Source organism: Arthrobacter sp. FW306-1B-G06A (assembly GCF_058781765.1).
Window position 1 is genome coordinate 44,377 of the sequence record NZ_JBYSXB010000016.1, and the last position, 24,142, is coordinate 68,518.

Consider the following 24,142-nt stretch of genomic DNA (forward strand, 5'->3'; position numbering starts at 1 on the left):
GAGATGCAAGTTGTTTCACTGGCGCAGTTCGCATCACTGATGTTCAGTGGAAGTAGTCAAGCCAACCGCAGTGAAGGGAGCAGGCCGTGGGAAAGACACTGGCCGAGAAAGTTTGGGATGCGCACGTGGTGCGCAAGGGCGAAGGCGAAGGAGCCAACGCCCAGCCCGATCTTCTGTTCATCGACCTGCACCTCGTGCATGAGGTGACCTCCCCGCAGGCCTTTGAGGGCTTGCGCCTTGCTGGACGACCCCTGCGCCGCCCGGACCTCACGATCGCCACGGAGGACCACAACACTCCGACCCTGGACATCGACAAGCCGATTGCCGATCTGACCAGCCGCACCCAGATCCAGACCTTGCGGAACAACTGCAAGGAGTTCGGAGTCCGCCTGCACTCGCTCGGCGACGCCGAGCAGGGCATTGTGCACGTTGTCGGACCCCAGCTGGGCCTCACCCAGCCCGGCATGACGGTTGTCTGCGGCGATTCACACACCTCGACCCACGGCGCCTTCGGAGCACTCGCCATGGGTATCGGCACTTCCGAGGTGGAACACGTCATGGCCACCCAGACGCTGTCCCTCAAGCCGTTCAAGACCATGGCCATCAACGTTGAAGGCACCCTGCGTCCGGGCGTTTCGGCGAAGGACATCATCCTTGCAGTCATTGCCAAGATCGGCACCGGCGGCGGGCAGGGCTACGTCCTGGAGTACCGCGGCTCGGCCATCCGGGCGCTCTCCATGGATGCCCGCATGACCATCTGCAACATGTCCATCGAGGCCGGCGCCCGCGCTGGCCTGGTGGCCCCGGACCAGACGACGTACGACTACATGTACGGCCGCCCGCACGCCCCCCAGGGCGACGAGTGGGATGCCGCCGTCGAATACTGGAACACGCTGCACACCGACGACGACGCCCCTTTTGACGTCGAGGTGGACCTCGACGCCGATACCTTGGAGCCGTTCGTGACCTGGGGGACCAACCCGGGCCAGGGCATTTCGCTCAACGAGGCAGTGCCGTTCCCCGCGGACTTCGGTGACGAGAACGCCAAGCTGGCTGCCGAGCGCGCGCTGCAGTACATGGGCCTCGAAGCCGGGACGCCCATGAAGGACATCCGGGTGGACACGGTCTTCCTCGGATCCTGCACGAACTCCCGCATCGAGGACCTCCGGGCCGCCGCCGATGTCATACGCGGGCGCGAAAAGGACCCCAAGGTCCGCATGCTCGTGGTCCCCGGCTCGGCACGCGTCCGCCTTGAAGCCGAAGCCGAGGGCCTGGACAAGGTGTTCAAGGAATTCGGCGCTGAATGGCGCTTCGCCGGTTGCTCCATGTGCCTGGGCATGAATCCGGACCAACTGGAACCGGGGGAGCGCTGTGCCTCCACCTCGAACCGCAACTTCGAAGGACGCCAGGGCAAGGGCGGACGTACCCACCTGGTTTCGCCGGTAGTCGCCGCAGCCACGGCAGTCCGCGGAACGCTGAGCTCGCCTTCGGACCTGGAGCCCGCCTCTGTTTCCGCATCCACCACCACCGACGCCGCCTAGGAGGGCCCCATGGAAAAGTTCACCACCCACACCGGCATCGGTGTCCCGCTGCGCCAGAGCAATGTGGACACGGACCAGATCATTCCCGCGGTCTACTTGAAGCGGATTACGCGTACCGGTTTCGAGGACGCCCTGTTCTCGGCGTGGCGGAAGGACCCGTCCTTCATCCTCAACCAGGAACCCTTCAACGCCGGCTCCGTGCTGGTGGCGGGACCCGATTTCGGTACCGGTTCATCCCGCGAGCACGCAGTCTGGGCGCTGAAGGACTACGGCTTCAAAGCCGTGCTCTCGTCCCGGTTCGCGGATATTTTCCGCGGCAACTCGGGAAAGCAAGGCCTCCTGGCGGCCGAGCTTGCCCAGGACGACATCGAGCTCATCTGGAAAGTCCTTGAAAACGCGCCCGGCACCGAAGTCAAGGTGGACCTCGTGTCCAAGACCGTTGAGTGCGGAAACGTCGTCGCACCTTTCGAGATCGATGACTACACCCGCTGGCGCCTCCTCGAGGGCCTGGATGACATCGGACTGACGCTCCAGCACGAGGAAGACATCACGGCCTACGAGGCCACAAGGCCTTCCTTCAAACCGAAAACCCTGCCGGCGCGCACCCAGTAGCGCGAACCGAGCAGCTTCCGTACCTTGAAAGGACCGGTGCACCCGAAAGAACGGGTGCGCCGGTCCTTTTCGTCTGCGTGACGCGTTTCGCGGGATGTGGCCATGGCCTGATCCCGGCGTTGTGCAGCTTCATGGTTGTCGTTGGGGCTGGAATGAGGGGTTATCCATGGATCGGGCACGAACGCGGGGTCACTTACGGCCCATGCCGGGCGGCAACATGGGCCGTAAGTGACCCCGCGTCGCTGAAAGCCGGCCTTCGCCGCGCCCCGGCATTTCGAATCGGTAACGTCAGCTTTTATGCTTAGCTGGAGCCTTCGTAAGTGTGGGGGCATCAACTCGTGAGGAAACCGGTATAGATGAGTAGTGTTCTGACAATCCGCGGCGGCGTCCCTTTGACTGGCCGCGTCACCGTCAGAGGTGCCAAGAACCTTGTTCCCAAGGCCATGGTGGCTTCCCTCCTCGGCAACGAACCGTCGGTGCTGCGGAACGTCCCGGAAATCAAGGACGTCGAGGTGGTCACCAGCCTCTTGCAGCTCCACGGCGTGACTGTGCAGAAGGATCCCGTCACCGGCGATCTCACTCTGGATCCCAAGAATGCGAAGACAGCGTCCAGCACCGCGATCGACGCGCACGCCGGGGACTCCCGTATCCCGATCCTGCTCTGCGGTCCCTTGATCCATGCGATCGGAGAAGCCTTCATTCCCGATCTCGGTGGCTGCAAGATCGGCGACCGGCCCATCGACTACCACCTGAACGTGCTCCGCCAGTTTGGCGCCGTCGTCGAAAAGCGCCCGGGCGGCATCCACATCTCCGCTCCCAAGGGACTTCACGGCGCCAAGATCTCACTCCCGTACCCGTCGGTGGGAGCCACGGAACAGGTCCTGCTGAGTGCCACCCGCGCCGAGGGCATCACCGAACTCAGCGGTGCCGCCACCGAACCCGAAATCATCGACCTCATCGCTGTGCTGCAGAAGATGGGTGCCATCATCAGCGTCCAGACCGATCGCACCATCCGGATCGAGGGCGTTCGGGACCTGGGTGGCTACGACCACCGCGCACTGGCAGACCGCAACGAATCGGCGTCGTGGGCTTCGGCTGCCTTGGTGACCCGGGGAGACATCTTCGTGGAGGGCGCTTCCCAGCGGGACATGATGACGTTCCTCAACACCTACCGCAAGGTGGGCGGCGGAATGGACATCCGCGAGGACGGCATCCGTTTCTACCACCCTGGCGGAAAGCTGAGCCCGCTCGTCCTTGAGACGGATGTGCACCCGGGCTTCATGACCGACTGGCAACAGCCCCTGGTGGTCGCCCTGACCCAGGCTGAAGGCGTGTCGATCGTCCACGAAACCGTGTACGAAAACCGCTTCGGCTTCACCGACGCCCTGACCCGCATGGGCGCAACCATCCAGGTCCACCGTGAATGCCTCGGAAGCGTGCCCTGCCGCTTCGGCCAGCGCAACTTCCTGCACTCCGCCGTCGTCTCAGGACCCACTCCGCTCAGGGGAACCGACATCGACATCCCCGACCTCCGTGGCGGATTCAGCCACCTCATTGCGGCGCTCGCCGCGACCGGCACGTCCAGGGTGACCGGGATCGACATCATCAACCGCGGCTACGAGCGCTTCACCGAAAAGCTCGCCGGCCTGGGCGCCGATTTCGACCTCACCGAATCCAAGTAACGGGGGACACCTTGAAGGAATCGGCCCAGAGCCGTGCCATGTTCGCTGTTCTTGCGGGACTTGCACGACCGCTCATGAACGTCCTCATGGCAAAGAAGTGGGAGGGGACCGACAAGCTTCCCGCGGGTGGCTTCATCGCCGCCCCGAACCACTGCACCGAGATCGACCCCATCGTCGTGGGGCACATGCTCTACAACATGAAGCGTCCGCCGCATTTCCTCGCGAAGGCGGGCCTCTTCAAGGCGCCGGTCCTCGGCAGCCTGTTGCGCGCCACGAACCAGATTCCCGTGGAGCGCTCGACGACGGGGGCGAACCGCTCGTTGCAAGCCGCCCAGGAAGTGGTGGATGCTGGCGGCGCCATCATCATCTATCCGGAGGGTACCCTGACGCGCGATCCGGACTTGTGGCCGATGAAGGGCCACACGGGAGCTGCCCGCCTGGCAATCCAGACGGGTGCCCCTGTGGTTCCCATTGCCCATTGGGGTGCCCATGAGGTGTTTCCCCGTTACGCCAAACGCCTGCACGTGTTCCCGCGGAAGACATCCCGCATCCTGGTAGGCGATCCCGTGGACCTCAGCGCTTTCCAGGGCCGGCCGCTGGACCGGGCCACCCTGGTTGAGGCTACGGACATCATCATGGTTGCCATCACGGAGCTTCTTGCTACCTTGCGCGGGGAAGAACCGCCCAAGGAACGCTGGGACCCTGCTGCCCACAATCAGTCGAAGCACGGCCGCTTCCAAGCGACTGAGGGAACCGCGGGCACCGATGGCACGGACGGACTGAAGTGACTTCCGGGGAAGAACTCATCGCCGACAAAGGCGTTGTGGCCGTGCTTGGCGCGGGATCCTGGGGTACGACGTTCGCGAAGGTCCTGGCTGATGCTGCACTTGCGAGCGGTGCGGAGCGCAGTATCCGCATTTGGGGCCGGCGGGACGAAGTGGTCGACCAGATCAACGCGGAGCACCGCAACACGCAGTACCTGAAGGACATTGCACTGCCAGATTCCATCACGGCTTCAACGGATGTGGCCGAGGTCCTTGCGGGCGCCGGAATCGTGATCCTCGCCGTGCCGGCGCAGTCGCTTCGGCTTCAACTGCGCAAATGGAAACCGCTCGTGGCACCCGGCGCCGTGGTCGTTTCCCTCATGAAGGGCCTTGAACTCGGTACGGATTCCCGCATGAGCGAAGTCATTTCCGAGGAACTCGACATTCCGCAGGAACGCGTGGCCGTTGTTTCGGGACCCAACCTGGCAATGGAGATCGCCCGCCAGGAACCGACAGCCTCTGTGGTGGCCTGCAGCGACGAAGCCACTGCTGCATCGTTCGCCCTCTACTGCACCGCGCCGTACTTCCGCCCCTACACGAGCAACGACGTGGTCGGCGTCGAAATCGGGGGAATCGTGAAAAACGTCATTGCCCTTGCCGTCGGTATCTGCGAAGGCAAGCAAATGGGCGACAACACCAAGGCGTCCGTGATCACTCGCGGCCTCGCGGAGACATCGAGGCTGGCTCTTGCCCTGGGCGGCGAAGCGCGCACGATGGCCGGACTTGCCGGACTGGGAGACCTCGTGGCTACCTGTTCTTCGCCCTTGTCCCGAAACCACACGGCCGGGCGGTTGCTCGGCGAAGGTTTGACCCTTGAACAGGTCACCGAGCACATGACTCAGACGGCGGAAGGCATCAAATCCGGGTACGCTGTCTACGAACTAGCCGGGAAACTCGGTGTCGACATGCCGATCACCGCGGCCGTTGTGGCCGTCCTCGAAGGCAAACTGTCCGTTGATGAACTTGGGCCCAGACTCCTGGCCCGCTCCCTGAAGTCCGAAGGCGATTACTGACCGTGACCGAAGAATCCCTGTCTGCCGGAACCGCTGAGTCCGCCGGAACAACCGCTTCTGCCGGAACTGCCGGGTCCGCGAAGCCGGCCAAACATCGGCGGCCCCGCGTCGCCGTGCTCTTTGGTGGCCGATCCAGCGAGCACGCGGTCAGCTGCGTGACGGCGGCCGGCGTCATGGGCGCCATCGACAAGAGCAAGTACGACGTCGTCCCCATCGGGATAGCCAAGTCAGGCCAGTGGGTGATTCCCTCGGCTGACATCAGCCAGTGGTCGCTGAGCGCCTCGGCCTTGCCTGAAGTGCTGCCTTCCGGCAAGACCGTAACCCTCGCCGAGGTGGGCGGAGCCCACCAATTGATCGTCACGGCGCCAAATGCGGTGCCCGAGGAACTGGGCTCCGTGGACGTCGTCTTTCCGCTCCTGCACGGCCCGTGGGGCGAAGACGGCACCATCCAGGGCCTCTTGGAGCTCTCGGACACCCGCTACGTTGGAGCGGGAGTCCTCGCATCCGCCGTCGGCATGGACAAGCACTACATGAAGGTCGTTTTCGAGGCCGCCGGGCTTACCGTGGGACCGTATGTCGCCGTCACTGACCGCGAATGGATCAACGACGCCGAAGCCGTGCGCAAGCGCGTGGACCGTCTCGGCTTTCCCGTCTTCGTGAAGCCCGCCCGCGCCGGTTCCTCGATGGGAATTTCCAAGGTTGATTCGATGGATGATTTGGATGCCGCCATCGAAGAAGCACGGCGGCACGACCTCAAGCTGGTGATCGAGGCCGGGATTGTCGGCCGCGAAATCGAGTGCGCAGTCCTTGAAGGACGTGGCACTGCGGCCCCGCGAACCTCCATGCCGGGGGAAATCGCCGTCGCTCCAGGAGAACACGAGTTCTACGACTTCAACGCCAAATATGTGGAGGACGGCGCAGCAGCCCTTAGCTGCCCGGCCGACATTCCCGACGAGGCCATTGCGCGCGTCCGCGAGCTCGCGGCGGCCGCGTTCGATGCGGTCGGTGCCGAAGGCCTCAGCCGCGTGGACTTTTTCTACACTCCGAACGGCGAACTTATCATCAACGAGATCAACACGATGCCCGGATTCACCCCGAAGAGCATGTATCCGCAAATGTGGGCGGCTTCCGGGTTGGGCTATGCCGAGTTGATCGACGAACTCATCTACCTGGCGCTCAACCGCAAAACCGGCCTGCGCTGATAGCCGGCCGGCGCCGACGACCGGCCTGGGCTGAGCCTGCTACTTGCCGGGGGTGCTCGTGGGCAGGTTCTGCAGCAGCTCAGGCTGGCCGACGCATTTGCGCACGGCCTTGATTTTCGCCGCCGCAGGCGCCAGATCGGCAAGGACCGTGGCGGAGCTGATCTTGTTCGGGTCCATGAGGATTTCCGTGGCGGGCTCGCGCCCGTACGTGGTCAGGGTCCATACCGGGTCGCCTTCCTTGATGACCCAGTCGACGTCGTTGACGGTGACGCAGCGGTCGGTGGTGGGGCCGGGGACGTTGACGCCGCAACGCAGAATCAACACCGACGGGTCGCCCCATGCCGCCGTGGCCTGGCTATTGGTCTTCCGCAGGGCGGCGTCGCCGATGGTGTCCGGGAGCGAAACCATCATGGGCGCGCAGGCAGCATTCGCGGCATCGGCCGCGGGCTTCACGTCGACCACGGGGGAGCAGGCTGCAAGGGCAAGAACCGAAGCCGCCGCGGCTGTCAAGGAACAGAGGGCGCGGACGTACACAGCGGCTTTCGTTTGATGCATTGATCAAGCCTATCGCGGCTGCGGCGAGCCGAGGATCGGGGAAGCGGGCGCCACGGACAGCTCTTTGTTGTCGGCGGTTCGCGATAGCGTAGAGCTGTGTCCAAAGAACAACAGACTGTCGGTGAGCTCTCCGAAGGCGAGCTCCTCGCGCGCATCTTTCCGCGCCTGAACCACAGCAACAGCGTGCTGCTCGGGCCGGGGGATGACGCCGCAGTCGTCGCCGCCCCGGATGGCCGGACCCTCATTTCCATCGACACCCAGACCCAGGACCAGGACTTCCGCCTGGAATGGAACAACGGATACCGGACTACAGGCTATGACGTCGGCTGGAAATCGGCAGCCCAGAATCTCAGCGACATCAACGCAATGGGTGGTACCGCCGTCTCCCTCGTCGTCAGCTTGACCATGCCGCCCGGCACCCCGGTGCAGTGGGTCGTGGACTTCGCGGATGGCCTCACGGCCGGCATCGTCGGCTTGGGGGCTGCCGATTGTTCGGTTGCCGGGGGAGACCTGGGCCGCGGCCGCGAAATCGCGGTGACCGTCGCCGTCGTCGGGACAATGCACGGACTCCCTGCTGTCTTGCGGTCCGGGGCCCGGCCGGGAGACATTCTGGCCCTTGCCGGAACTGTTGGACGTGCCGCAGCCGGTCTGGCCCTGCTCGAAAGCACCATACCCGTAGGCAAGCTGGACGCCGCCCAGCGCGCACTCATGGACAGCCAGTGCCGGCCGCAGCCGCCCCTCGCCGCAGGCCCGCAGGCTGCCAAGGCAGGAGCGACGGCCATGATGGACGTCTCCGACGGGCTCTTGCGCGACGGCTCCCGCCTCGCCGAAGCCAGCGGCGTCGCGCTCGACCTCGATCCCATCGCGCTCAAGGCACTCGCCGCACCCTTGGAAGCTGCCTCGGCTCCCCTTGGCCGCGATCCCATGGACTGGATCCTGGGCGGGGGAGAGGACCACGGCCTGCTGGTGACATTTCCAGCAGATGTTCAGCTACCTTCCGGCTTCACTGCGATAGGCTCGATCCAGGCCGTTGCCGAAGGACAGCACAGCGGCGTCCGGATAGCGGGAATGCCCGCTGACACCGTGGGATGGGATCACTTTGCAGACTAAGATTGCCGCCAATACGCACGCCATGAAGCGGTGGCTGGGCAAAGCGGAGACGACGCTCGGGAACCACAGCGACCGCCTCAACGCCATCAATATCTTCCCGGTGGCCGACGGCGACACCGGCACGAACCTCTACCTCACTGTCCGCTCCGCCGCGGCATCATTCGCAGATCGTTCCATCGCCGACGAACCGGTGAACGACGTCGGCGCCGTTCTGGCCGCGGCCGGACGGGTGGCGATGGAGCAGGCCCGGGGGAACTCCGGAACACTCTTTGCTGTCTTTTTGTGCGCAATGGCCGAGCCGCTGGTCGGGCACACCCGCCTCAGTGCGCCCCTGCTTGCCGCAGCCCTGAACCGGGCCCAGATCAGGGCATGGTCGGCCTTGAGCGAGCCGGTTCCGGGCACCATGCTCTCCGTTCTCGAGGCTGCCGCCAGGGCGGCAGGCGAATGCGATAGTGCCCACAACGGCGACGACAGCAACCAGGCGCTGGGCCTTGCCCTGGACGCCGCCGTCAATGCCGCGCTGGATGCTGTGGTGCAAACCGAGGAGCAACTCGCGCCGCTACACGCCGCGCACGTAGTGGATGCGGGTGGGGTGGGCATGCTCTTGATCCTGGACTGCCTGCGTTCGGCTGTGCTTGGGGAAGAACTCCAGGATGAGCTCCTGGACGGGCTGCACGGCTATGACCTGCAGGATCCGCACATCCATGCGGGAATGCCCGACGACGACGGCGTCGAGGTCATGTGCACCATCAGCCTTTCACCGTTGGACGCTGCCACGCTCCGTCAGCGGCTGGACGAACTTGGCGACTCCGTCATCATGAGCCAAGTGGGCAGCGCGAGCGGCCCATCGGGACCGAATGATGGCGGGGACGACGACGATGACGACGAGGACGCCGCAGAAGCCAGCTACCGGTGGCGCGTCCACGTCCACGTTCCGGAAGCTGAATCCGCCGTGGCAGTCATCCGCTCGCTCGGCGAGCCCACCGATATCTCCGTCAGCCAGCTCTCCATGCCGCGCGACCCAGGCCTTCCGGCAGGCCTGCACGGGCATGAATACTGAGCTTCACCTTCCCCTCGAGCGGAGGATCGGTAAACGCTCCGCGTCCGTCATCGAGAAGCACCTTGGCCTGGACACTGTCGGGGAGCTCCTGAACTACTTTCCCCGTCGTTACCTGAGCCGCGGGGAGCTGACGCCCATCAGTAAACTGCCGTTGGATGAAGAGGCCACCCTCATTGCCAGGGTGCTGTCCAATTCAACCCGCCAAATGCGGGCAAGGCGCGGATCTTTGACGGACGTCGTGGTGACGGACGAGGCCAGCGGTGAGCAGATTCCCGGAACCTTGAAGATCAGTTTCTTCAACGGCTTCCGCGCCCGCAATGAGCTTCAACCGGGCCGCAGGGTGATGTTCTCCGGCAAGGTCAGCCGCTACGGCGGATCGCTGGGCATGACCAATCCGGACTTCATGCTGCTCGACGAGGATCCGGAGCTGGCCGGTTCCGTCGATCCGGAAAAGCTTGCAGCCATGCCCATTCCCGTGTATCCGGCCACGGCGAAGCTCACCAGTTGGTCCATCCACAAGGTCATCACCACGCTGCTGGACACCATCGATGTGGACAGCATCCAGGATCCGCTGCCTGCCGAAATCGCGTTCCGGGAGAAATTCCTGGGGGTGGGGGACGCGTACCGGCTGATCCATTCTCCGGAAACGGCGGCTGACTGGCAGCGCGCCCGTGACCGGTTCCGCTACCAGGAGGCACTGGTTCTGCAGACTGCGCTGGCACGGCGGCGGGCCCAGTTGGCCGCAGAGGAGGCTACCGCTCGTCGGCCGGTGCCCGAAGGGCTCCTCGCTGCCTTCGACGGGCAGCTTCCGTTCACGTTGACTGCCGGCCAGGCCGCCGTCGGAAAGACGCTTTCCCACGAGCTGGCACAGGACTCGCCCATGAACCGCTTGTTGCAGGGCGAAGTTGGTTCCGGAAAGACGATCGTCGCCTTGCGGGCCATGCTGCAAGTGGTGGATGCCGGCGGGCAGGCGGCGCTGCTTGCCCCGACGGAGGTCCTCGCGGCACAGCACTTTGATTCCATCCGGAAGACCCTGGGCACGCTGTCCCGCGACGGTTTGTTCGGAGGTGCCGGGATGCTGGGCGGGGCCGGATTGTTGGACAGCGAGCCCGGGAGTGGACCCGGTACGGTCCAGGTCGCCTTGCTGACGGGCTCGATGCCGACTGCTGCCCGCAAGCAAGCCATGCTGGACGCGGCCTCGGGCAACGCCGGCATTGTGATCGGCACCCATGCGCTCCTGAGTGACAAAACCTCGTTCCAGGATCTCGGCCTGATCGTGGTGGACGAGCAGCACCGCTTTGGCGTGGAGCAGCGCGACGCCCTGCGGGCCAAGGCCAACCGGCCACCCCACCTGCTGGTGATGACGGCTACCCCGATTCCGCGCACTGTTGCCATGACCGTCTTCGGCGACCTCGAAACCTCCGTGCTGGACGAACTTCCTGCGGGCCGGGCGCCCATCTCCACCCATGTCGTCGGGCTCGCCGAAAACCCGGGCTGGGCGGCCAGGATCTGGAAACGCTCGCGGGAAGAGATCGACGCCGGCCACCAGGTGTACGTCGTGTGTCCCAAGATCGGAGACGACGACGACGGCGACTTCAGCCCGGGTGAAACGGAACCCAGCGACGCCGAACTTTCGGAGGAAGGCCCCGCGCGCGAGCTCGCCTCGGTGACCGCCGTCGTTGAAACGCTCAGCCAGGAGCCCGCCCTGCGCGGCGTCCGGGTGGAGCCCCTCCACGGACGGCAGGATCCGGCACTCAAGTCCGAAACCATGGCCTCGTTCACCGCCAACCAGACCCAGCTACTGGTGTCCACCACGGTCATTGAGGTGGGCGTGGACGTCCATAACGCCACCCTGATGGTGATCCTCGACGCCGACCGCTTCGGCATTTCGCAACTCCACCAGTTGCGTGGGAGGGTAGGCCGCGGTGGTCTTCCGGGGACTTGCCTGCTGGTCACGACGCTCGAACCCGGCCACCCAAGCCGCAGGCGCCTGGATGCCGTTGCTTCCACTACCGACGGCTTCGAGCTTTCCCAGGAAGACCTCAAGCTGCGCCGGGAAGGCGATATCCTGGGCGCTTCGCAATCCGGCGGGCGCTCCACCCTGAAGTTGTTGCGGGTCCTGGAGCATGAGGACGTGATCGCCCGCGCCCGCACCGATGCCCAGTGGCTCGTTGCCAACGATCCCGGACTGGAGGGCCAACAGGCCTTGGCCGCCGCAATTGACGAGTATCTGAACCCCGAAAAGGAGGCGTTCCTTGAACGCGGCTAAGGAATCTACGCCTGAAGGCACATCTGGGTGCGCCGGACCGGGAGGTGGCCGGTGAGCCGGATCATTGCCGGCGTGGTCGGCGGAAACCCGCTGGTCAGCGTCCCCGGAAACGCCACCCGGCCCACGACGGACCGCGTCAAGGAAGCGTTGTTCTCCCGGCTCGAGGCGCTCGACGCCATCGACGACGCCCGGGTTCTGGATCTTTATGCGGGTTCGGGGTCTCTCGGCATCGAAAGTGCAAGCCGGGGGGCGCGCACTGCCGAACTCGTGGAATTTGATGCACGCGCCTCCGAGGTCTGCCAGCGAAATGCAGACATGGCCAACCAAGTGCTGGGGCGAAGGACTGTCTCGGTCCTACGTTCCAAAGTGGAGTCCTTCCTGGAACGCGCGGCGGATGACGTCCTCTGGGACCTGGTGTTCCTGGATCCGCCGTACCCTTTGGATGAGCCTTCCCTCAAGGCTGTCCTCACCAAGCTTGCCTTCCACCTCGATGAAGGCGCGGTGGTGGTCGTCGAGCGTTCCTCACGGTCCCCGGAACCGGACTGGCCGGACACCCTGGAACGGTTTGCCGACAAAAAGTACGGCGAAACCAAGCTCTGGTTCGCCGAGCCCGTCTAGCGCTAGCCCGAAAGCCGGCGCTAGCCCGACAACCGGTCCAGTTCCACTCCGCTCAGTACGGCCGCCGGGTGCGGCCCCCGGGCCAGGAGTTCCGCTGTCCAGCCAGCCGGCCACGGCCGGCGCGTTCCCACCAGGATGATGTTGCCGGGATAGCGGCCGGCGAACATGCCAGCCTCAGCGAACGCGGCAACGTCCGGCACCGCCCGGCGCATCGCGGCGACCTGGCTGCGTACCAGGGTCAGGGCTGCTTCGTCGCCGACGTTGACGATGAGCACTCCATCGGGCCGGAGCCGCGCCGCGGCCTCTTCATAGAATTCCTGGCAGGCGATATGCGCCGGAGCCTCGGGACCGGAGAAGATGTCCAGGATCACGACGTCGAACTCGAGTTCCGCGGGCAGTTCGGCGAGTGTTTCGCGCGCGTCGCCGATATGGGTCTCCAAAAGGGTGCCGTCAGGCATGGGCAACTTCTGCAGCACGAAGTCGAGCAATTCACGTTCGAGTTCGACGGCGTGTTGGTCCGAACCTGGCCTCGTCGCCTGGATATAGCGGGCCAGGGTCAAGGCCCCAGCGCCGAGATGAAGTGCAGTGATTGCTTGTCCGGCCGGCGCGGCCAGATCCACCACATGGCCGATCCTGCGCAGGTATTCGTAGAAGATTTCCGCGGGTTCCGCGAGGTTGACATGGGATTGCTCGGCGTCGCCGATGCGCAGGATGTAGGCGCCGTCGATCAGCGTGTCGGCTTCGATTGCGGCATGCTGGCCGGTGGCCCGCAGGAATCGACGCCCCTCGTGATTTTGCCCCGTTGACACGGTCAGAGCTTGTTCCGCAGGGTGGCCAGCCGGGCGGCCGCTTCTTCCAATACTTCGGTCTTCTTGCAGAACGCGAACCGGAGCAGGCTGCGCGTCCTCTCCGCGCCTTCCGGGTGGCAAAACACGGGTACAGGGATGGCGGCCACTCCTACGAGCTCCGGAAGCTTTCGTGCCAAGTCCACGGAGTCCCTGATGCCGAGGGGCGCGGTGTCCACATTGATGAAGTATGTTCCCTGCGGCGTGTAGACGCCGAAGCCGGCGGCCCGCAGTCCCTCGGCCAGGATGTCACGCTTGTGCTGGAGGTTGGACGCGATACCGCTATAGAACTCATCGGGAAGGGCAAGGCCCGCTGCGATCGCACTTTGGAAGGGGGTGCCGGAACTGTAGCTGAGGAATTGTTTGACGGTGCGGATCGCCGCCACAAGGTGGGCGGGTCCGCTGAGCCAGCCGATCTTCCAGCCGGTGAACGAGAACGTCTTGCCGGCCGAGGAAATCGTGACGCTTCGTTCGGCCGCTCCGGGGATACCGGCGACCGGAAGGTGCTGCACACCGAAGGTGAGGTGCTCGTAGACTTCATCGCTGAGGATCACGGCATCGTATTTCCGGGCGAGTTCGACGACGCGTACCAGCACCTCGCGCGGGAAGACCGCCCCCGTGGGATTGTGCGGGTTGTTGAGCAGCACAACCTTGGTGCGCTCGCTGAATGCCGATTCCATGGCATCCACGTCCGGAAGGAAGTCCGGTGCCAGCAAGGGAGCGGTCACATGCTTGGCCCCGGCAAGTCCGATGATGGCGCCATAAGAGTCATAGAAGGGCTCGAAAGTCAGGACCTCGTCGCCGGGCTCGATGAATGCGAGCAATGCGGCGGCGATGGCCTCGGTGGCTCCGGTGGTCACAACGACCTCCGTCTGCGGGTCCGGGGTCAGTCCGTAGAAGCGTTCCTGGTGTGCGGCGATGGCCTCGCGAAGTTCAGGGATGCCCTTGCCGGGAGCGTACTGGTTGGCTCCCGCCGTAATGGCCGCCTGGGCTGCTGCCTTGATTTCCGCCGGCCCGTCCTCGTCCGGGAATCCCTGGCCCAGGTTGATGGCGCCGGTGGACATCGCCAGGGTGGTCATTTCTTCGAAGATGGTCACTCCTAGGCTGCCGTCGGCCGAAAGCAGGTTGGCTCCGCTGGCGGCTCGCTGCCATGGCGCGGCGGACGTGTTCTGGCTGAGAGAGGCCGGGCTCGTCACTGTGGGGTTGCCTTCCTGGGTGCTGGCTTCCGGCTCGTCCGGCCCGCCGTTTCAGCCATGGTATCGCCATAGTGCCTGCGGCCCCGGATGGGGTAGGTTCGAACCATGAGACGCGCTGTGTGCCCTGGCTCCTTCGACCCTATCCACAACGGACATCTGGAAGTCATCGCAAGGGCCGCCGGCTTGTTCGATGAAGTCGTCGTCGCGGTGTCCACCAACTACGCGAAGAAGTACCGCTTCAGCTTGGAAGAGCGCATGGACATGGCCCGGGAGACCCTGGCTTCCTTGCGGGGGATCATCGTGGAGCCCATGGGTGAGGGACTGCTCGCCGAATACTGCAGGCACCGGGGAATTTCGGCGATAGTGAAGGGCTTGCGTTCGTCCTCGGATTTTGACTACGAACTTCCCATGGCCACCATGAACCGCCAGTTGTCCGGCGTCGAGACCGTCTTTCTTCCGGCGGAGGCCCATTACCTGCATTTGTCGTCCACGCTCATCAAGGAAATCTCCCTCCTGGGCGGGGATGTCTCCGATTTCGTGCCTAAATCGGTGCTCAGGAGGCTCCTTGCTGGCGGGTCGGCAGCGGAGTAGCCCCGCAACGGGTAAGCTGGATCGGTACCTCGGGCAGAACGCGTTGTAATTGACCCGGTTTGAGTCCGCTCGCGCGTTCAGGCTAAGATGGTACGTCGGTCATATGTTCTACAGGAGTTCTCATTAAGCGAGATGCAAGTTCGCCCTTGACGCTGGACGTCAAGGACCTCGGACGTAGTCCAGGAAGCATGCGGACGCTCACGGAACATGTACCCGCGCCAAGTGACCTTGGCGTGGCACTCATTGGCGTTCAGGAAGGCTCGGATATCGAGCTCGACTTGAGGCTTGAGGCCGTACACGAAGGAATTCTGGTATCTGGAACCGTATTCGCTGAAGTCAAGGGCGAATGCGGACGATGCCTGGATCCCCTTGCGTATGACCTTGAGGTCAATGTGCAAGAACTTTTCTTCTATGAGGGCGTCGAGCTTTCGGACGAAGAAGACGATGAAGAGCAACGTCGAGTCGAGCACGATCTAATCGATCTTGAACCGGTGTTGCGGGACGCGGTTGTAACCATGCTGCCGTTCCAGCCGGTGTGCCGGGAAGACTGCCAGGGCCTCTGCTCAATATGCGGAGTGCGTCTGGAAGACGAGCCGGGGCACCACCACGAGGACCTGGATCCTCGCTGGGCTGCCCTAGCTGAACTGGCTAAGACCGACCGGCAAACTGATTAGTAAGTGCTGACTAAAAGAGAAATGAGATAGCCGTGGCTGTTCCCAAGCGGAAAATGTCTCGCGCAAATACACGCGCCCGCCGTGCCCAGTGGAAGGCAACTGCCCCCAACTTGGTCAAGACCATCGAAAACGGCCAGGTTGTTTACAGCCTGCCGCACCAGGCAAAGGTCGTCACCGACTCTGCCGGGACTGCGCTGTTCCTTGAATACAAGGGCCGCAAGGTCGCTGACGTCTAAATCCGCCACAAGGCTGACAAAGGATGTCTTCAACTGAAGAGCTTCTGAAGCGTCTCGGTGTCTCCATTGACGCCGAGACGCTTCGTCTTGCTCTGACACATCGTTCATACGCGTATGAAAATGGCGGGATCCCCACCAACGAGCGCCTCGAGTTCCTGGGCGACTCCATCCTGGGCTTTTCCGTGACCGATTCGCTCTATCGCGACAACCCGGCACTGCCGGAAGGCGAACTCGCGAAGCGACGCTCCGCCGTCGTCAGCACCCGCGCGTTGGCGGGTATCGGCCGGGACCTCGGCATCGGCGAATTCATCTACCTCGGGCAGGGCGAAAGGCTCACCGACGGTAAGAACAAGTCTTCAATTCTTGCGGACACCATGGAAGCGCTCATCGGCGCCACCTATCTTTCCAACGACATTGAGACCGCCCGGCAGCTCGTCATGCGGCTCGTTGGTCCCTTGCTGAAGGACGCCGCAGCCCTTGGGGCCGGCACCGACTGGAAGACAAGTATGCAGGAGCTTGCCGCGAGCCGCCAGCTCGGGTCCATCTACTATGCCGTCGAAGGCTCCGGCCCGGACCACGCGCGCAGCTTTGAGGCAGTGCTCCAGATCGGCGGCACCGCCTACGGCAAAGGCACGGGCCACTCCAAAAAGGAAGCCGAGCAGGAAGCCGCCGCAGATGCGTGGCGCACGCTTAACAGCAAGGTCACGCTGAACAGCAAAGCCGACTCTCCGGCTGATCCTGCGCACAGCGCCTGATTCCACATGCCGGAACTGCCCGAAGTCGAAGTGGTCCGCCGCGGCCTGGCACGTTGGGTGCGCGGCCGGACCATTACCTCCGTGGAGGTCCTCGACCCCCGTTCCATCCGCCGTCACGCGTTGGGCACGGAAGACTTCATCGGCAACCTTGAGAACTCCACGGTTTTGGATGTCGTCCGCCGCGGCAAGTTCCTGTGGATGCCGCTGAGGACCGAGGAACCCCGCAGCACCGGCGAGGCCGTGTCCGGCGACGCGATGCCCGGCGTCGCGCTGATGGCACACCTCGGCATGAGCGGGCAGCTCCTCATGCAGGACCCTGCCGTCCCCGACGAGAAGCACCTCAAAGTCCGTCTCCGTCTCAGCAGCTCCGACGGCATGCCCGAGGAGTTGCGGTTTGTGGACCAGCGGATTTTCGGCGGACTGTTTGTCACGTCCCTTGTACCGACCTTCGACGGCGGTCCCGGCGGCCAAGGCGAGACGCCACTTCCCGAAATTGCCGAAGAAGCCTCGCACATCGCCCGCGATCCGCTGGACCCGCACTTTTCCTTTGACGACTTCTACCGCAAGGTCAAAGCCCGCAAGACCGGGCTCAAGCGTGCCCTGTTGGATCAGGGAGTCGTCTCCGGGATAGGCAACATCTACGCCGACGAATCGCTCTGGCGGGCCAAGCTGCACTATGCCAAACCGACAGACACCCTCAAGCGGGCCGATGCCGTGAGGCTCGTCGATGCCGCGAAGGAAGTCATGAGCGACGCCCTCGCAGCCGGCGGGACGAGCTTCGATTCGCTTTACGTCAATGTCAACGGAGTTTCGGGATACTTCGCCCGGTCCTTGGATGCCTATGGACGGACGGGCGAGCCGTGCAGGCGTTGTTCCGCCGTTGGACTTCCAGGTGTGATCAAACGCGAGCAATTCATGAACCGCTCCTCGTACACGTGCCCGATCTGCCAGCCGAAGCCGCGCAACGGCCGCTGGTAGCGCGGATTCGCCGGTTTGCCCCGCAAATCCAGGGATTTCCGCCGTCGGGCAGTAGATTTAGCCGTAAAGTAGCCACCGGCGACATTGAAAGAGATTCGAAACACCTTGCATCTGAAAAGTTTGACTGTCCGGGGATTCAAGTCGTTCGCGTCGGCCACGACGTTCGACTTCGAGCCAGGCGTCACCGCCGTTGTTGGCCCCAACGGTTCGGGCAAGTCCAATGTGGTTGACGCGCTGGCCTGGGTCATGGGCGAACAGGGCGCCAAGACCCTGCGCGGCGGCAAAATGGAAGACGTCATCTTCGCCGGCACATCGGGGCGGCCTCCGCTGGGCCGCGCGCACGTTGCCCTGACGATCGACAACGCCGACGGCGCCCTGCCGATCGAATACAGCGAAGTCACCATTTCCCGCACGCTCTTCCGGACCGGCGGATCCGAGTACGCCATCAACGGATCGCCCTGCCGCCTCCTGGACATCCAGGAATTGCTCTCGGATTCAGGCCTTGGCCGGGAGATGCATGTGATCGTGGGGCAGGGGCAGCTGGACCGCGTCCTGCACGCCACCCCCGAGGACCGCAGGGGATTCATTGAAGAAGCCGCAGGTATCCTCAAGCATCGGCGTCGCAAGGAAAAGACCGTCCGCAAGCTGGAAGCCATGCAGGCGAACCTGCAACGCCTTGGTGACCTCACGGCGGAAATCCGTCGTCAACTCACGCCGCTGGGCAAGCAGGCCGAAGTCGCCCGCCGCGCCCAGACCGTGCAGTTCGACGTCCGCGACGCCAAGTCCCGGCTGCTGGCCGATGATCTAGTCCGGCACACCCGGGCGTTGGAGAAGGATGTCGCCGACGAGGCCGCGTTGAAAGAGCGCCGCGAGGTAGTGGAAGCGGAGCTCGCCGCAGGCCGCCAACGCCAGATCCGCCTCGAGCAGCTCGCGGCCGAGGCGACACCCCGGCTCAATGCGGCCAGGGACGATTGGTACCAGCTGTCCGCAACCAGGGACCGGCTCCGCGCCTTGGGATCGCTCGCGACCGAGCGTCGCCGCCTCCTCGGCGCCTCCGACGCTGCCCCGGATTCAGGCCGCGATCCGGACCATCTGGACCGGCAGGCCGCCCGGGTCCGGCAGGAACAATTGGAGCTTGAGCACGACATCCTGGCGAAGCAAGCGGGCCTGCTTGAGGCAACCGCAGCCAAACAGGACGCCGAGAACCTGGCCGCCGCCGAGGACAAACGCCTGACGGCCGTGTTGCGGGCAGCCGCCGATCGCCGTGAAGGCCTCGCGAAGCTCGTCGGTCAATTGGCCGCCGCACGCTCCCGGGCCGAGGCGGCTGAGGCTGAGCGGGGCAGGCTCAGGGAATCGCTGGCAGCCGGTGAGGAACGTCGTCGCCACGCGCAAAGCGAATTTACGGCCCTCGAGTCGCAAGTGGCCGGCGTCGAAGACGGCGAAGAAAGCCTCGACGCCGAATACGAAGACGCCAGCGCCCTTCTTGACGAGATCAACGCCGAGATTGAGGCGTTGAAGGCTGCCGAACGCGATGAAGTCCGCGAACGCGATGCGCTCACCGCCCGCCGTGATGCCTTGCAGCTTGGACTCAACCGCAAGGATGGCTCCTCGCGGCTTCTGTCCTCGGACCACCCCGGTGTGTTGGGCCCGCTCGCTTCCCTCCTGAGGGTGGAGCCCGGGTATGAGACTGCCGTGGCCGCAGCACTTGGCAGTGCTTCCGACGCCGTCGTGGTGGCGGACGGCGCGGGGGCCGTCGCCGCGATGCGGCTCTTGAAGGACGCCGACGCCGGACGCGCCTCGCTTTTGGTGGCAGGCGCTGTGCCCTCTGCGGGTCCCGAGGCTGGCCTGCCGGAGTCGCCGATGCTGCCCGACGGCGCTCGCTGGGCCGCCGAGTTGGTGGCGGCTGACGCTCCCGAAGCGAGAGGCGTCATGACCCTCCTGGCGTCCACCGCCGTCGTCGACGACTTGGAAACGGCGGCCAGCCTCATTGCCGGCAACCCGGGGCTTACCGCAGTGACCCGGGAAGGAGATGTCTTCAGGGCACTGACGGTGGACGGTGGATCGGCCACGGCGCCGTCGCTCCTTGAAGTCCAGGCCGCAGTGGACGACGCCGATGCCCGGCTCCTGGAGCTCGCCACCCGTCTTGAGCGGGGAAAGTTCGCCCTGGCTGGAGCCGAAGCACGCCGGGCCGATGCCCAGGAACGGGCGAACGCGGCGCTCGACAAACTCCACGATTCGGATGCCCGCCTGGCTGCCGTCGCCGAACGGCTTGGCCACTTGAATTCCCAGTTGCGCAGCGCCGTCGCGGAGCGCGATCGAATGGCGGAGTCCCTCGCCAAGGCCGAACTGAACATCGCCGTGGCAGAGGAGTCCCTTGAGCTTGCGGCGGAACGGTTGGCCGCAGCAGAAGAGGCCCCCCAGGAGGAAGAGCCGTCCACGGAGCAACGCGATGCCTTGGCCAGGGCTGCCAGCGAAGCACGGTCCCGTGAGATGGAGGTCAGGCTGGGCTTGCGGAGCGCTGAAGAACAGCTCGCCGCGACCAGCAACCGGGCCGCCTCCTTGGAGCGGGCCGCCGCGAGCGAACGGCGGGCACGGGAGGAAGCTGCGCGCCGGGCCTTGCGTCGCAAAGCGCAAGCCGAGCGGGCTTCCGCCGTTGCTTCCGCCGTCGAACAGACCGTGCGTTTCGTTGACGTGTCAGTGGACCTGGCCGCCCGCGCCCGGGACGTCGCCGAGGCCGTCCGGGAGCAGCGCGAAAAGGAACTCGCTGATGTCCGGAGCAGCAATGAGAAGTTGGCCCAGGAGCTGGCGGGACTGACGGACTCCGTCCACCGCGACGAACTCGCGCGAGCCCAGCAACGGCTCAGGATCGAAACGCTGGAAACCCGCGCCATCGAGGAGCTTGGCCTGTCGGCGGAACAACTCGTGGCCGACTTCGGTCCGGAGCAGCCCGTTCCCGTGCCCGCGGCTGCCGTGGACAAGTGGGCCGAACTCCGCGCGCCGGTGGACGAGGACGGGAACGCCATCGTCGAGGGTGTTCCCTTCGTCCGCGCCGAGCAGGAGAAACGGCTCCGCAAGGCCGAAAGGGACCTCGCAGCCCTTGGCAAAGTGAACCCCCTGGCGCTTGAGGAATTCGCCGCACTCGAGGAGCGCCACCAATTCCTGAGCACGCAGCTGGAAGACCTCAAGTCCAGTCGCAAGGACCTTTTGGACATCATCAAGGAGGTGGACAACCGCGTCCAGCAGGTCTTTGCCGAGGCCTTCGCCGATACCTCCAAACAGTTCGACCACGTCTTTGCGCGGCTCTTCCCCGGCGGTGAAGGCAAGTTGGTGCTGACGGACCCCAACGACATGCTGACCACCGGCATCGAGGTGGAGGCACGGCCTGCCGGGAAGAAGATCAAGCGGTTGTCCTTGCTTTCCGGTGGCGAACGGTCGTTGACGGCTGTCGCGCTGCTCGTGGCGATTTTCAAGGCGCGGCCTTCGCCGTTCTACGTCATGGACGAAGTGGAAGCCGCGTTGGACGATACGAACCTGGGCAGGCTGATCACGATTTTCGAAGAGCTGCGCGAGTCCAGCCAGCTGATTGTCATTACGCACCAGAAGCGGACCATGGAAGTCGCGGACGCCCTCTACGGAGTGACTATGCGGGGCGACGGCGTGTCCACCGTCATCAGCCAAAGGCTCGGTGCCGAGGTCTAGCTTTGTGAGAAGCTAGGGGAGTGAACGATCTCCTCCCCATTATTTTGTCCATTGTCGCTGCCATCGTGGTGGTCGGAGGGCTGATTCCTGTCCTGCTCAAGGTGCGGAAGTCCTCCTCGACTTACGCTGGAAAGCGCGACGCCAACGACCCCGCCGACAAGGCGCCGGCAGGCGGCGGAACGATCGTCGACGACGCCCCCGGGATCGCGCCGGATCGCACGGCGCCCGGGCCAGTCGTCGAACCCGCCGACCTCGCCGTACCGGAGACCGACGTTCCGGACGACGCCGCGGGACTGGAACTTATCCAGGTGGAGACCCCTGCGCCTGTCGAGGGCCGCCTCAACCGGCTTCGCGCGCGGTTGGTCAAATCGAACAGCATTCTCGGGAAGGGTCTCCTGGCCCTGCTTTCGAGCGACAAGATCGACGAAAACGTCTGGGACGAAGTCGAAGAGACACTGCTGCTCGCCGACCTCGGCACCGAGCCCACCATGCAGCTGGTCGATGCCTTGCGTGCGCGGGTCAAGGTCCAAGGCACCCGTAGCCCCGAGGATGTCAAGGCCCTCCTGCGCGAGGAACTCATCAAGCTCGTGGATCCCACGATGGACCGCAGCCTGAACGTGGAACGCAAGGGAGCCCACCCGGCCATCATGATCGTCGTCGGCGTCAACGGGGTGGGCAAGACCACCACCGTCGGCAAGCTGGCGCGCGTTCTCGTCGCCGAAGACAAGGACGTCCTGCTGGGCGCGGCCGACACCTTCCGCGCAGCGGCTGCCGAGCAGCTCGCTACGTGGGGCCAGCGTGTCGGCGTCGCAACCGTCCGGTCGCACGTCGTCGGCGCAGACCCAGCCTCTGTCGCCTATGAAGCCGTCAAGTCCGGCATTGAGCAGGAAGTGGATGTCGTCATGATCGACACCGCCGGCCGCTTGCAAAACAAGGTTGGCCTCATGGACGAGCTCAGCAAGGTCAAGCGCGTCATCGAGAAGCTGGCCGAAGTGGACGAAGTCCTGCTCGTACTGGATGCGACCACCGGACAGAACGGCCTGAACCAGGCCAAGGTCTTCTCCGAGGTAGTCAACATCACGGGAATCGTGCTTACGAAGCTGGACGGTACCGCGAAGGGCGGGATCGTCGTCGCGATCCAAAAGGCCCTCGGCGTGCCGGTCAAGCTTGTTGGACTGGGCGAAGGCCCGGACGACCTCGCGCCGTTCGAGGCCGAAGCCTTCGTCGACGCCCTGCTGAACTAGCCGCCCTGCCCAACTAGATAGCAGTTGTTGTCGTTTTCAAGGCTCTTAACGACATCTACTGCTAGCTAGTTGGGTGAGTCGACGCTTTCCTGGCCGCGCTGCATCGGCTCGCGTGCCGCGGACCAGCCGACGGCGGCGAGCAGGAGGAGGCCGCCGGTTGCGCCGAAGGCCCAGCCGTAGCCAAGTCCATCAGCCACGAGGCCGACGAGGACAGGGCCAACAATAGCTCCGGCGTCGGAGGCCATCTGGAAAACCGCCAGCACCTTGCCGCCGGAACGGCCACGGCCGATGATGTCCCCGACGGCGGCCTGCTGGGCCGGGTTCAGCAAGCCGGAGCCGAAGCCGGCAGCAGCCGACGCAGCGAAAAACGCGGGAAGATTGCCGGTCAACCCGATGGTCGCGGTGGCCAGGCCGGTGACTATCAAGCCCAGCAGCATCATGGGCTTCCGGCCGAAACTATCAGCCATGCGGCCGGAGAAGGTCAGCGCCAGCGCGTTTCCTCCCGCGAACACGGCCAGCGCCCAACCCGCCGAGGCGGAGCCTCCGGCCAGCACAACCACTGCGAACAAGGGGACAGTGGCCATTCGCACACCGAAGGTCGCCCAGCCATTGCTGAAACTGGAGAACAGGGCGGCCCGGTAGGCAGAATCGCCCAAAGCCTCCTTCATGCGCATTGCCGGCCCCGCCGCGCCGCCTTGCTTCGCTCCCCCTGAACGTCCCGTCAACTGCGTGCGAACAACCAAGGCCGCCAGGACCAAGGCTGCCGCGTAGGCGAGGAAGGGGACGCGCAGGCCGAAGCCGGCCAGCAGCCCGCCAACCACGGGACCCAGGACGCTGCCGATCAGGAATGCGGAGGCGTACGCGCCGGAGACCCGTCCGCGGCTTTCCGGAGGGGCGAGCCTGATCAAGAGGCCCATCGCCGCAACCGTGAACATCACGGAACCGGCTCCGCCAAGGCCCCGGAAGACCAGCAGCTGCCAATAGTTCTGGGCGAAGGCGCAGGCTGCAGTCGACGCAGCCACAATCAGCAACCCTGCGATGTACACGGGACGCTCGCCGAACCGACCCATCAGGGCACCCCCGGCCGGAGCGAACACCAAGCGCATGAACGCGAAAATGCTCACGATCACCGCGGCTGCCGTTGCTCCGACGTCGAACGTCGTGGCGAACTGGGGGAGTACGGGCGCCACGAGGCCGAAACCCAAGGCAATCAGGAACGCTGCCGCCAACATCACCTTGATGTCCCGTGGCATTGCAGCCTTCGCGGCCCTCGCTCCTTGATTGGCGGGGGATTCGGGGCTTGCAGTCATGGTGTCGGGGTCCTCTGGGTAGTACGAGCGCGGGGAAAGTGGAACTGACGAAACATATCCGTAACAAGGGTGATATGCACCATTTACGTTCGAGAAGTTCTTGTAACAGCCCCGCAATCTAAAACCTT

General features: G+C 64.6%; 21 protein-coding genes. 17 read left to right on the top strand and 4 right to left on the bottom strand.

Translation table 11 applies throughout. From position 1 onward, the window contains the following. Positions 1-86: 86 nt before the first annotated feature. The 6 genes from leuC to AC3WJM_RS10310 all read left to right on the top strand — a co-directional run bounded on the left by leuC (position 87) and on the right by AC3WJM_RS10310 (position 6,874). Entirely contained in the window at positions 87-1,541 is a 1,455-nt protein-coding gene (gene leuC / locus AC3WJM_RS10285) for a 3-isopropylmalate dehydratase large subunit (RefSeq protein ID WP_492271836.1), read from the top strand. Positions 1,542-1,550: 9 nt separating this feature from the next. Continuing rightward, positions 1,551-2,153, top strand: a complete 603-nt coding sequence (gene leuD / locus AC3WJM_RS10290) for a 3-isopropylmalate dehydratase small subunit (RefSeq protein ID WP_059387656.1) — start codon at positions 1,551-1,553, stop codon at positions 2,151-2,153. 356 nt (positions 2,154-2,509) lie between these two features. Next, the gene (murA, locus tag AC3WJM_RS10295; protein ID WP_059387657.1) at positions 2,510-3,835 is read left to right on the top strand and encodes a UDP-N-acetylglucosamine 1-carboxyvinyltransferase; all 1,326 of its coding nucleotides are present in this window, start codon (positions 2,510-2,512) and stop codon (positions 3,833-3,835) included. 11 nt (positions 3,836-3,846) lie between these two features. Further along, a complete protein-coding gene (locus AC3WJM_RS10300) occupies positions 3,847-4,623 on the top strand; it encodes a lysophospholipid acyltransferase family protein (RefSeq protein WP_284988352.1) in 777 nt (258 codons plus the stop codon). Continuing rightward, the gene (locus AC3WJM_RS10305; RefSeq protein WP_284988351.1) at positions 4,620-5,672 is read left to right on the top strand and encodes an NAD(P)H-dependent glycerol-3-phosphate dehydrogenase; all 1,053 of its coding nucleotides are present in this window, start codon (positions 4,620-4,622) and stop codon (positions 5,670-5,672) included. Before AC3WJM_RS10300 ends, AC3WJM_RS10305 begins: the two co-directional genes overlap by 4 nt. A gap of 2 nt (positions 5,673-5,674) precedes the next feature. Further along, a complete protein-coding gene (locus AC3WJM_RS10310) occupies positions 5,675-6,874 on the top strand; it encodes a D-alanine--D-alanine ligase family protein (RefSeq protein ID WP_492271837.1) in 1,200 nt (399 codons plus the stop codon). A 39-nt stretch (positions 6,875-6,913) separates the two neighbouring features. On the opposite strand, the gene AC3WJM_RS10315 is transcribed toward AC3WJM_RS10310, so the two are convergent. Continuing rightward, positions 6,914-7,429 carry a DUF3515 family protein gene (locus tag AC3WJM_RS10315; protein ID WP_284988349.1) on the bottom strand — a complete coding sequence of 172 codons (516 nt, stop codon included), beginning with the start codon at positions 7,427-7,429 and terminating at the stop codon, positions 6,914-6,916. Positions 7,430-7,525: 96 nt separating this feature from the next. Between AC3WJM_RS10315 and thiL the strand changes: the two genes are divergently transcribed. From thiL to rsmD, 4 genes are read left to right on the top strand one after another with little or no spacing between them, the layout of a single operon-like run. Continuing rightward, entirely contained in the window at positions 7,526-8,539 is a 1,014-nt protein-coding gene (thiL, locus tag AC3WJM_RS10320) for a thiamine-phosphate kinase (RefSeq protein ID WP_284988348.1), read from the top strand. A gap of 22 nt (positions 8,540-8,561) precedes the next feature. Further along, the gene (locus AC3WJM_RS10325; RefSeq protein WP_492271850.1) at positions 8,562-9,599 is read left to right on the top strand and encodes a DAK2 domain-containing protein; all 1,038 of its coding nucleotides are present in this window, start codon (positions 8,562-8,564) and stop codon (positions 9,597-9,599) included. Further along, on the top strand, positions 9,589-11,868 hold the full coding sequence (locus AC3WJM_RS10330) for an ATP-dependent DNA helicase RecG (protein ID WP_492271838.1): 2,280 nt from the start codon (positions 9,589-9,591) through the stop codon (positions 11,866-11,868). Before AC3WJM_RS10325 ends, AC3WJM_RS10330 begins: the two co-directional genes overlap by 11 nt. Positions 11,869-11,919: 51 nt before the next feature. Continuing rightward, positions 11,920-12,486, top strand: coding sequence for a 16S rRNA (guanine(966)-N(2))-methyltransferase RsmD (gene rsmD, locus AC3WJM_RS10335; RefSeq protein ID WP_441437123.1), 567 nt, complete (start codon positions 11,920-11,922; stop codon positions 12,484-12,486). 20 nt (positions 12,487-12,506) lie between these two features. On the opposite strand, the gene AC3WJM_RS10340 is transcribed toward rsmD, so the two are convergent. Both AC3WJM_RS10340 and AC3WJM_RS10345 read right to left on the bottom strand, forming a co-directional pair. Then, positions 12,507-13,295, bottom strand: a complete 789-nt coding sequence (locus AC3WJM_RS10340) for a spermidine synthase (protein ID WP_492271839.1) — start codon at positions 13,293-13,295, stop codon at positions 12,507-12,509. Positions 13,296-13,297: 2 nt separating this feature from the next. Beyond that, a complete protein-coding gene (locus AC3WJM_RS10345; protein ID WP_492271840.1) occupies positions 13,298-14,527 on the bottom strand; it encodes an aminotransferase class I/II-fold pyridoxal phosphate-dependent enzyme in 1,230 nt (409 codons plus the stop codon). Positions 14,528-14,632: 105 nt separating this feature from the next. On the opposite strand from AC3WJM_RS10345, the gene coaD reads away from it, so the two are divergent. From coaD to ftsY, 7 genes are all read left to right on the top strand, one after another. Then, complete coding sequence (coaD, locus tag AC3WJM_RS10350) at positions 14,633-15,118, top strand: pantetheine-phosphate adenylyltransferase (protein WP_059387664.1); 486 nt, start codon at positions 14,633-14,635, stop codon at positions 15,116-15,118. Positions 15,119-15,264: 146 nt separating this feature from the next. Beyond that, positions 15,265-15,792: a YceD family protein gene (locus AC3WJM_RS10355; protein WP_059387665.1), complete on the top strand. Its 528-nt coding sequence runs from the start codon at positions 15,265-15,267 to the stop codon at positions 15,790-15,792. 32 nt (positions 15,793-15,824) lie between these two features. Continuing rightward, positions 15,825-16,028, top strand: a complete 204-nt coding sequence (rpmF, locus tag AC3WJM_RS10360; protein ID WP_028264646.1) for a 50S ribosomal protein L32 — start codon at positions 15,825-15,827, stop codon at positions 16,026-16,028. Between the two features lie 23 nt (positions 16,029-16,051). Then, complete coding sequence (gene rnc / locus AC3WJM_RS10365; protein ID WP_236811550.1) at positions 16,052-16,783, top strand: ribonuclease III; 732 nt, start codon at positions 16,052-16,054, stop codon at positions 16,781-16,783. Positions 16,784-16,789: 6 nt separating this feature from the next. Continuing rightward, a complete protein-coding gene (mutM, locus tag AC3WJM_RS10370) occupies positions 16,790-17,761 on the top strand; it encodes a bifunctional DNA-formamidopyrimidine glycosylase/DNA-(apurinic or apyrimidinic site) lyase (RefSeq protein WP_492271841.1) in 972 nt (323 codons plus the stop codon). A gap of 105 nt (positions 17,762-17,866) precedes the next feature. Continuing rightward, positions 17,867-21,460: a chromosome segregation protein SMC gene (gene smc / locus AC3WJM_RS10375; protein WP_284988342.1), complete on the top strand. Its 3,594-nt coding sequence runs from the start codon at positions 17,867-17,869 to the stop codon at positions 21,458-21,460. 20 nt (positions 21,461-21,480) lie between these two features. After that, the gene (gene ftsY / locus AC3WJM_RS10380) at positions 21,481-22,704 is read left to right on the top strand and encodes a signal recognition particle-docking protein FtsY (protein ID WP_284988341.1); all 1,224 of its coding nucleotides are present in this window, start codon (positions 21,481-21,483) and stop codon (positions 22,702-22,704) included. Positions 22,705-22,769: 65 nt separating this feature from the next. On the opposite strand, the gene AC3WJM_RS10385 is transcribed toward ftsY, so the two are convergent. Further along, positions 22,770-24,014: an MFS transporter gene (locus AC3WJM_RS10385; RefSeq protein ID WP_492271842.1), complete on the bottom strand. Its 1,245-nt coding sequence runs from the start codon at positions 24,012-24,014 to the stop codon at positions 22,770-22,772. Positions 24,015-24,142 lie beyond the last annotated feature (128 nt).

Coding starts and splice junctions, on each gene's coding strand:
- leuD (WP_059387656.1), top strand. CDS start 1,551: ATGGAAAAGTTCACCACCCACACCGGCATCGGTGTCCCGCTGCGCCAG.
- murA (WP_059387657.1), top strand. CDS start 2,510: ATGAGTAGTGTTCTGACAATCCGCGGCGGCGTCCCTTTGACTGGCCGC.
- AC3WJM_RS10315 (WP_284988349.1), bottom strand. CDS start 7,429: ATGCATCAAACGAAAGCCGCTGTGTACGTCCGCGCCCTCTGTTCCTTG.
- AC3WJM_RS10325 (WP_492271850.1), top strand. CDS start 8,562: ATGAAGCGGTGGCTGGGCAAAGCGGAGACGACGCTCGGGAACCACAGC.
- AC3WJM_RS10330 (WP_492271838.1), top strand. CDS start 9,589: ATGAATACTGAGCTTCACCTTCCCCTCGAGCGGAGGATCGGTAAACGC.
- coaD (WP_059387664.1), top strand. CDS start 14,633: ATGAGACGCGCTGTGTGCCCTGGCTCCTTCGACCCTATCCACAACGGA.
- rnc (WP_236811550.1), top strand. CDS start 16,052: ATGTCTTCAACTGAAGAGCTTCTGAAGCGTCTCGGTGTCTCCATTGAC.
- mutM (WP_492271841.1), top strand. CDS start 16,790: ATGCCGGAACTGCCCGAAGTCGAAGTGGTCCGCCGCGGCCTGGCACGT.
- AC3WJM_RS10385 (WP_492271842.1), bottom strand. CDS start 24,014: ATGACTGCAAGCCCCGAATCCCCCGCCAATCAAGGAGCGAGGGCCGCG.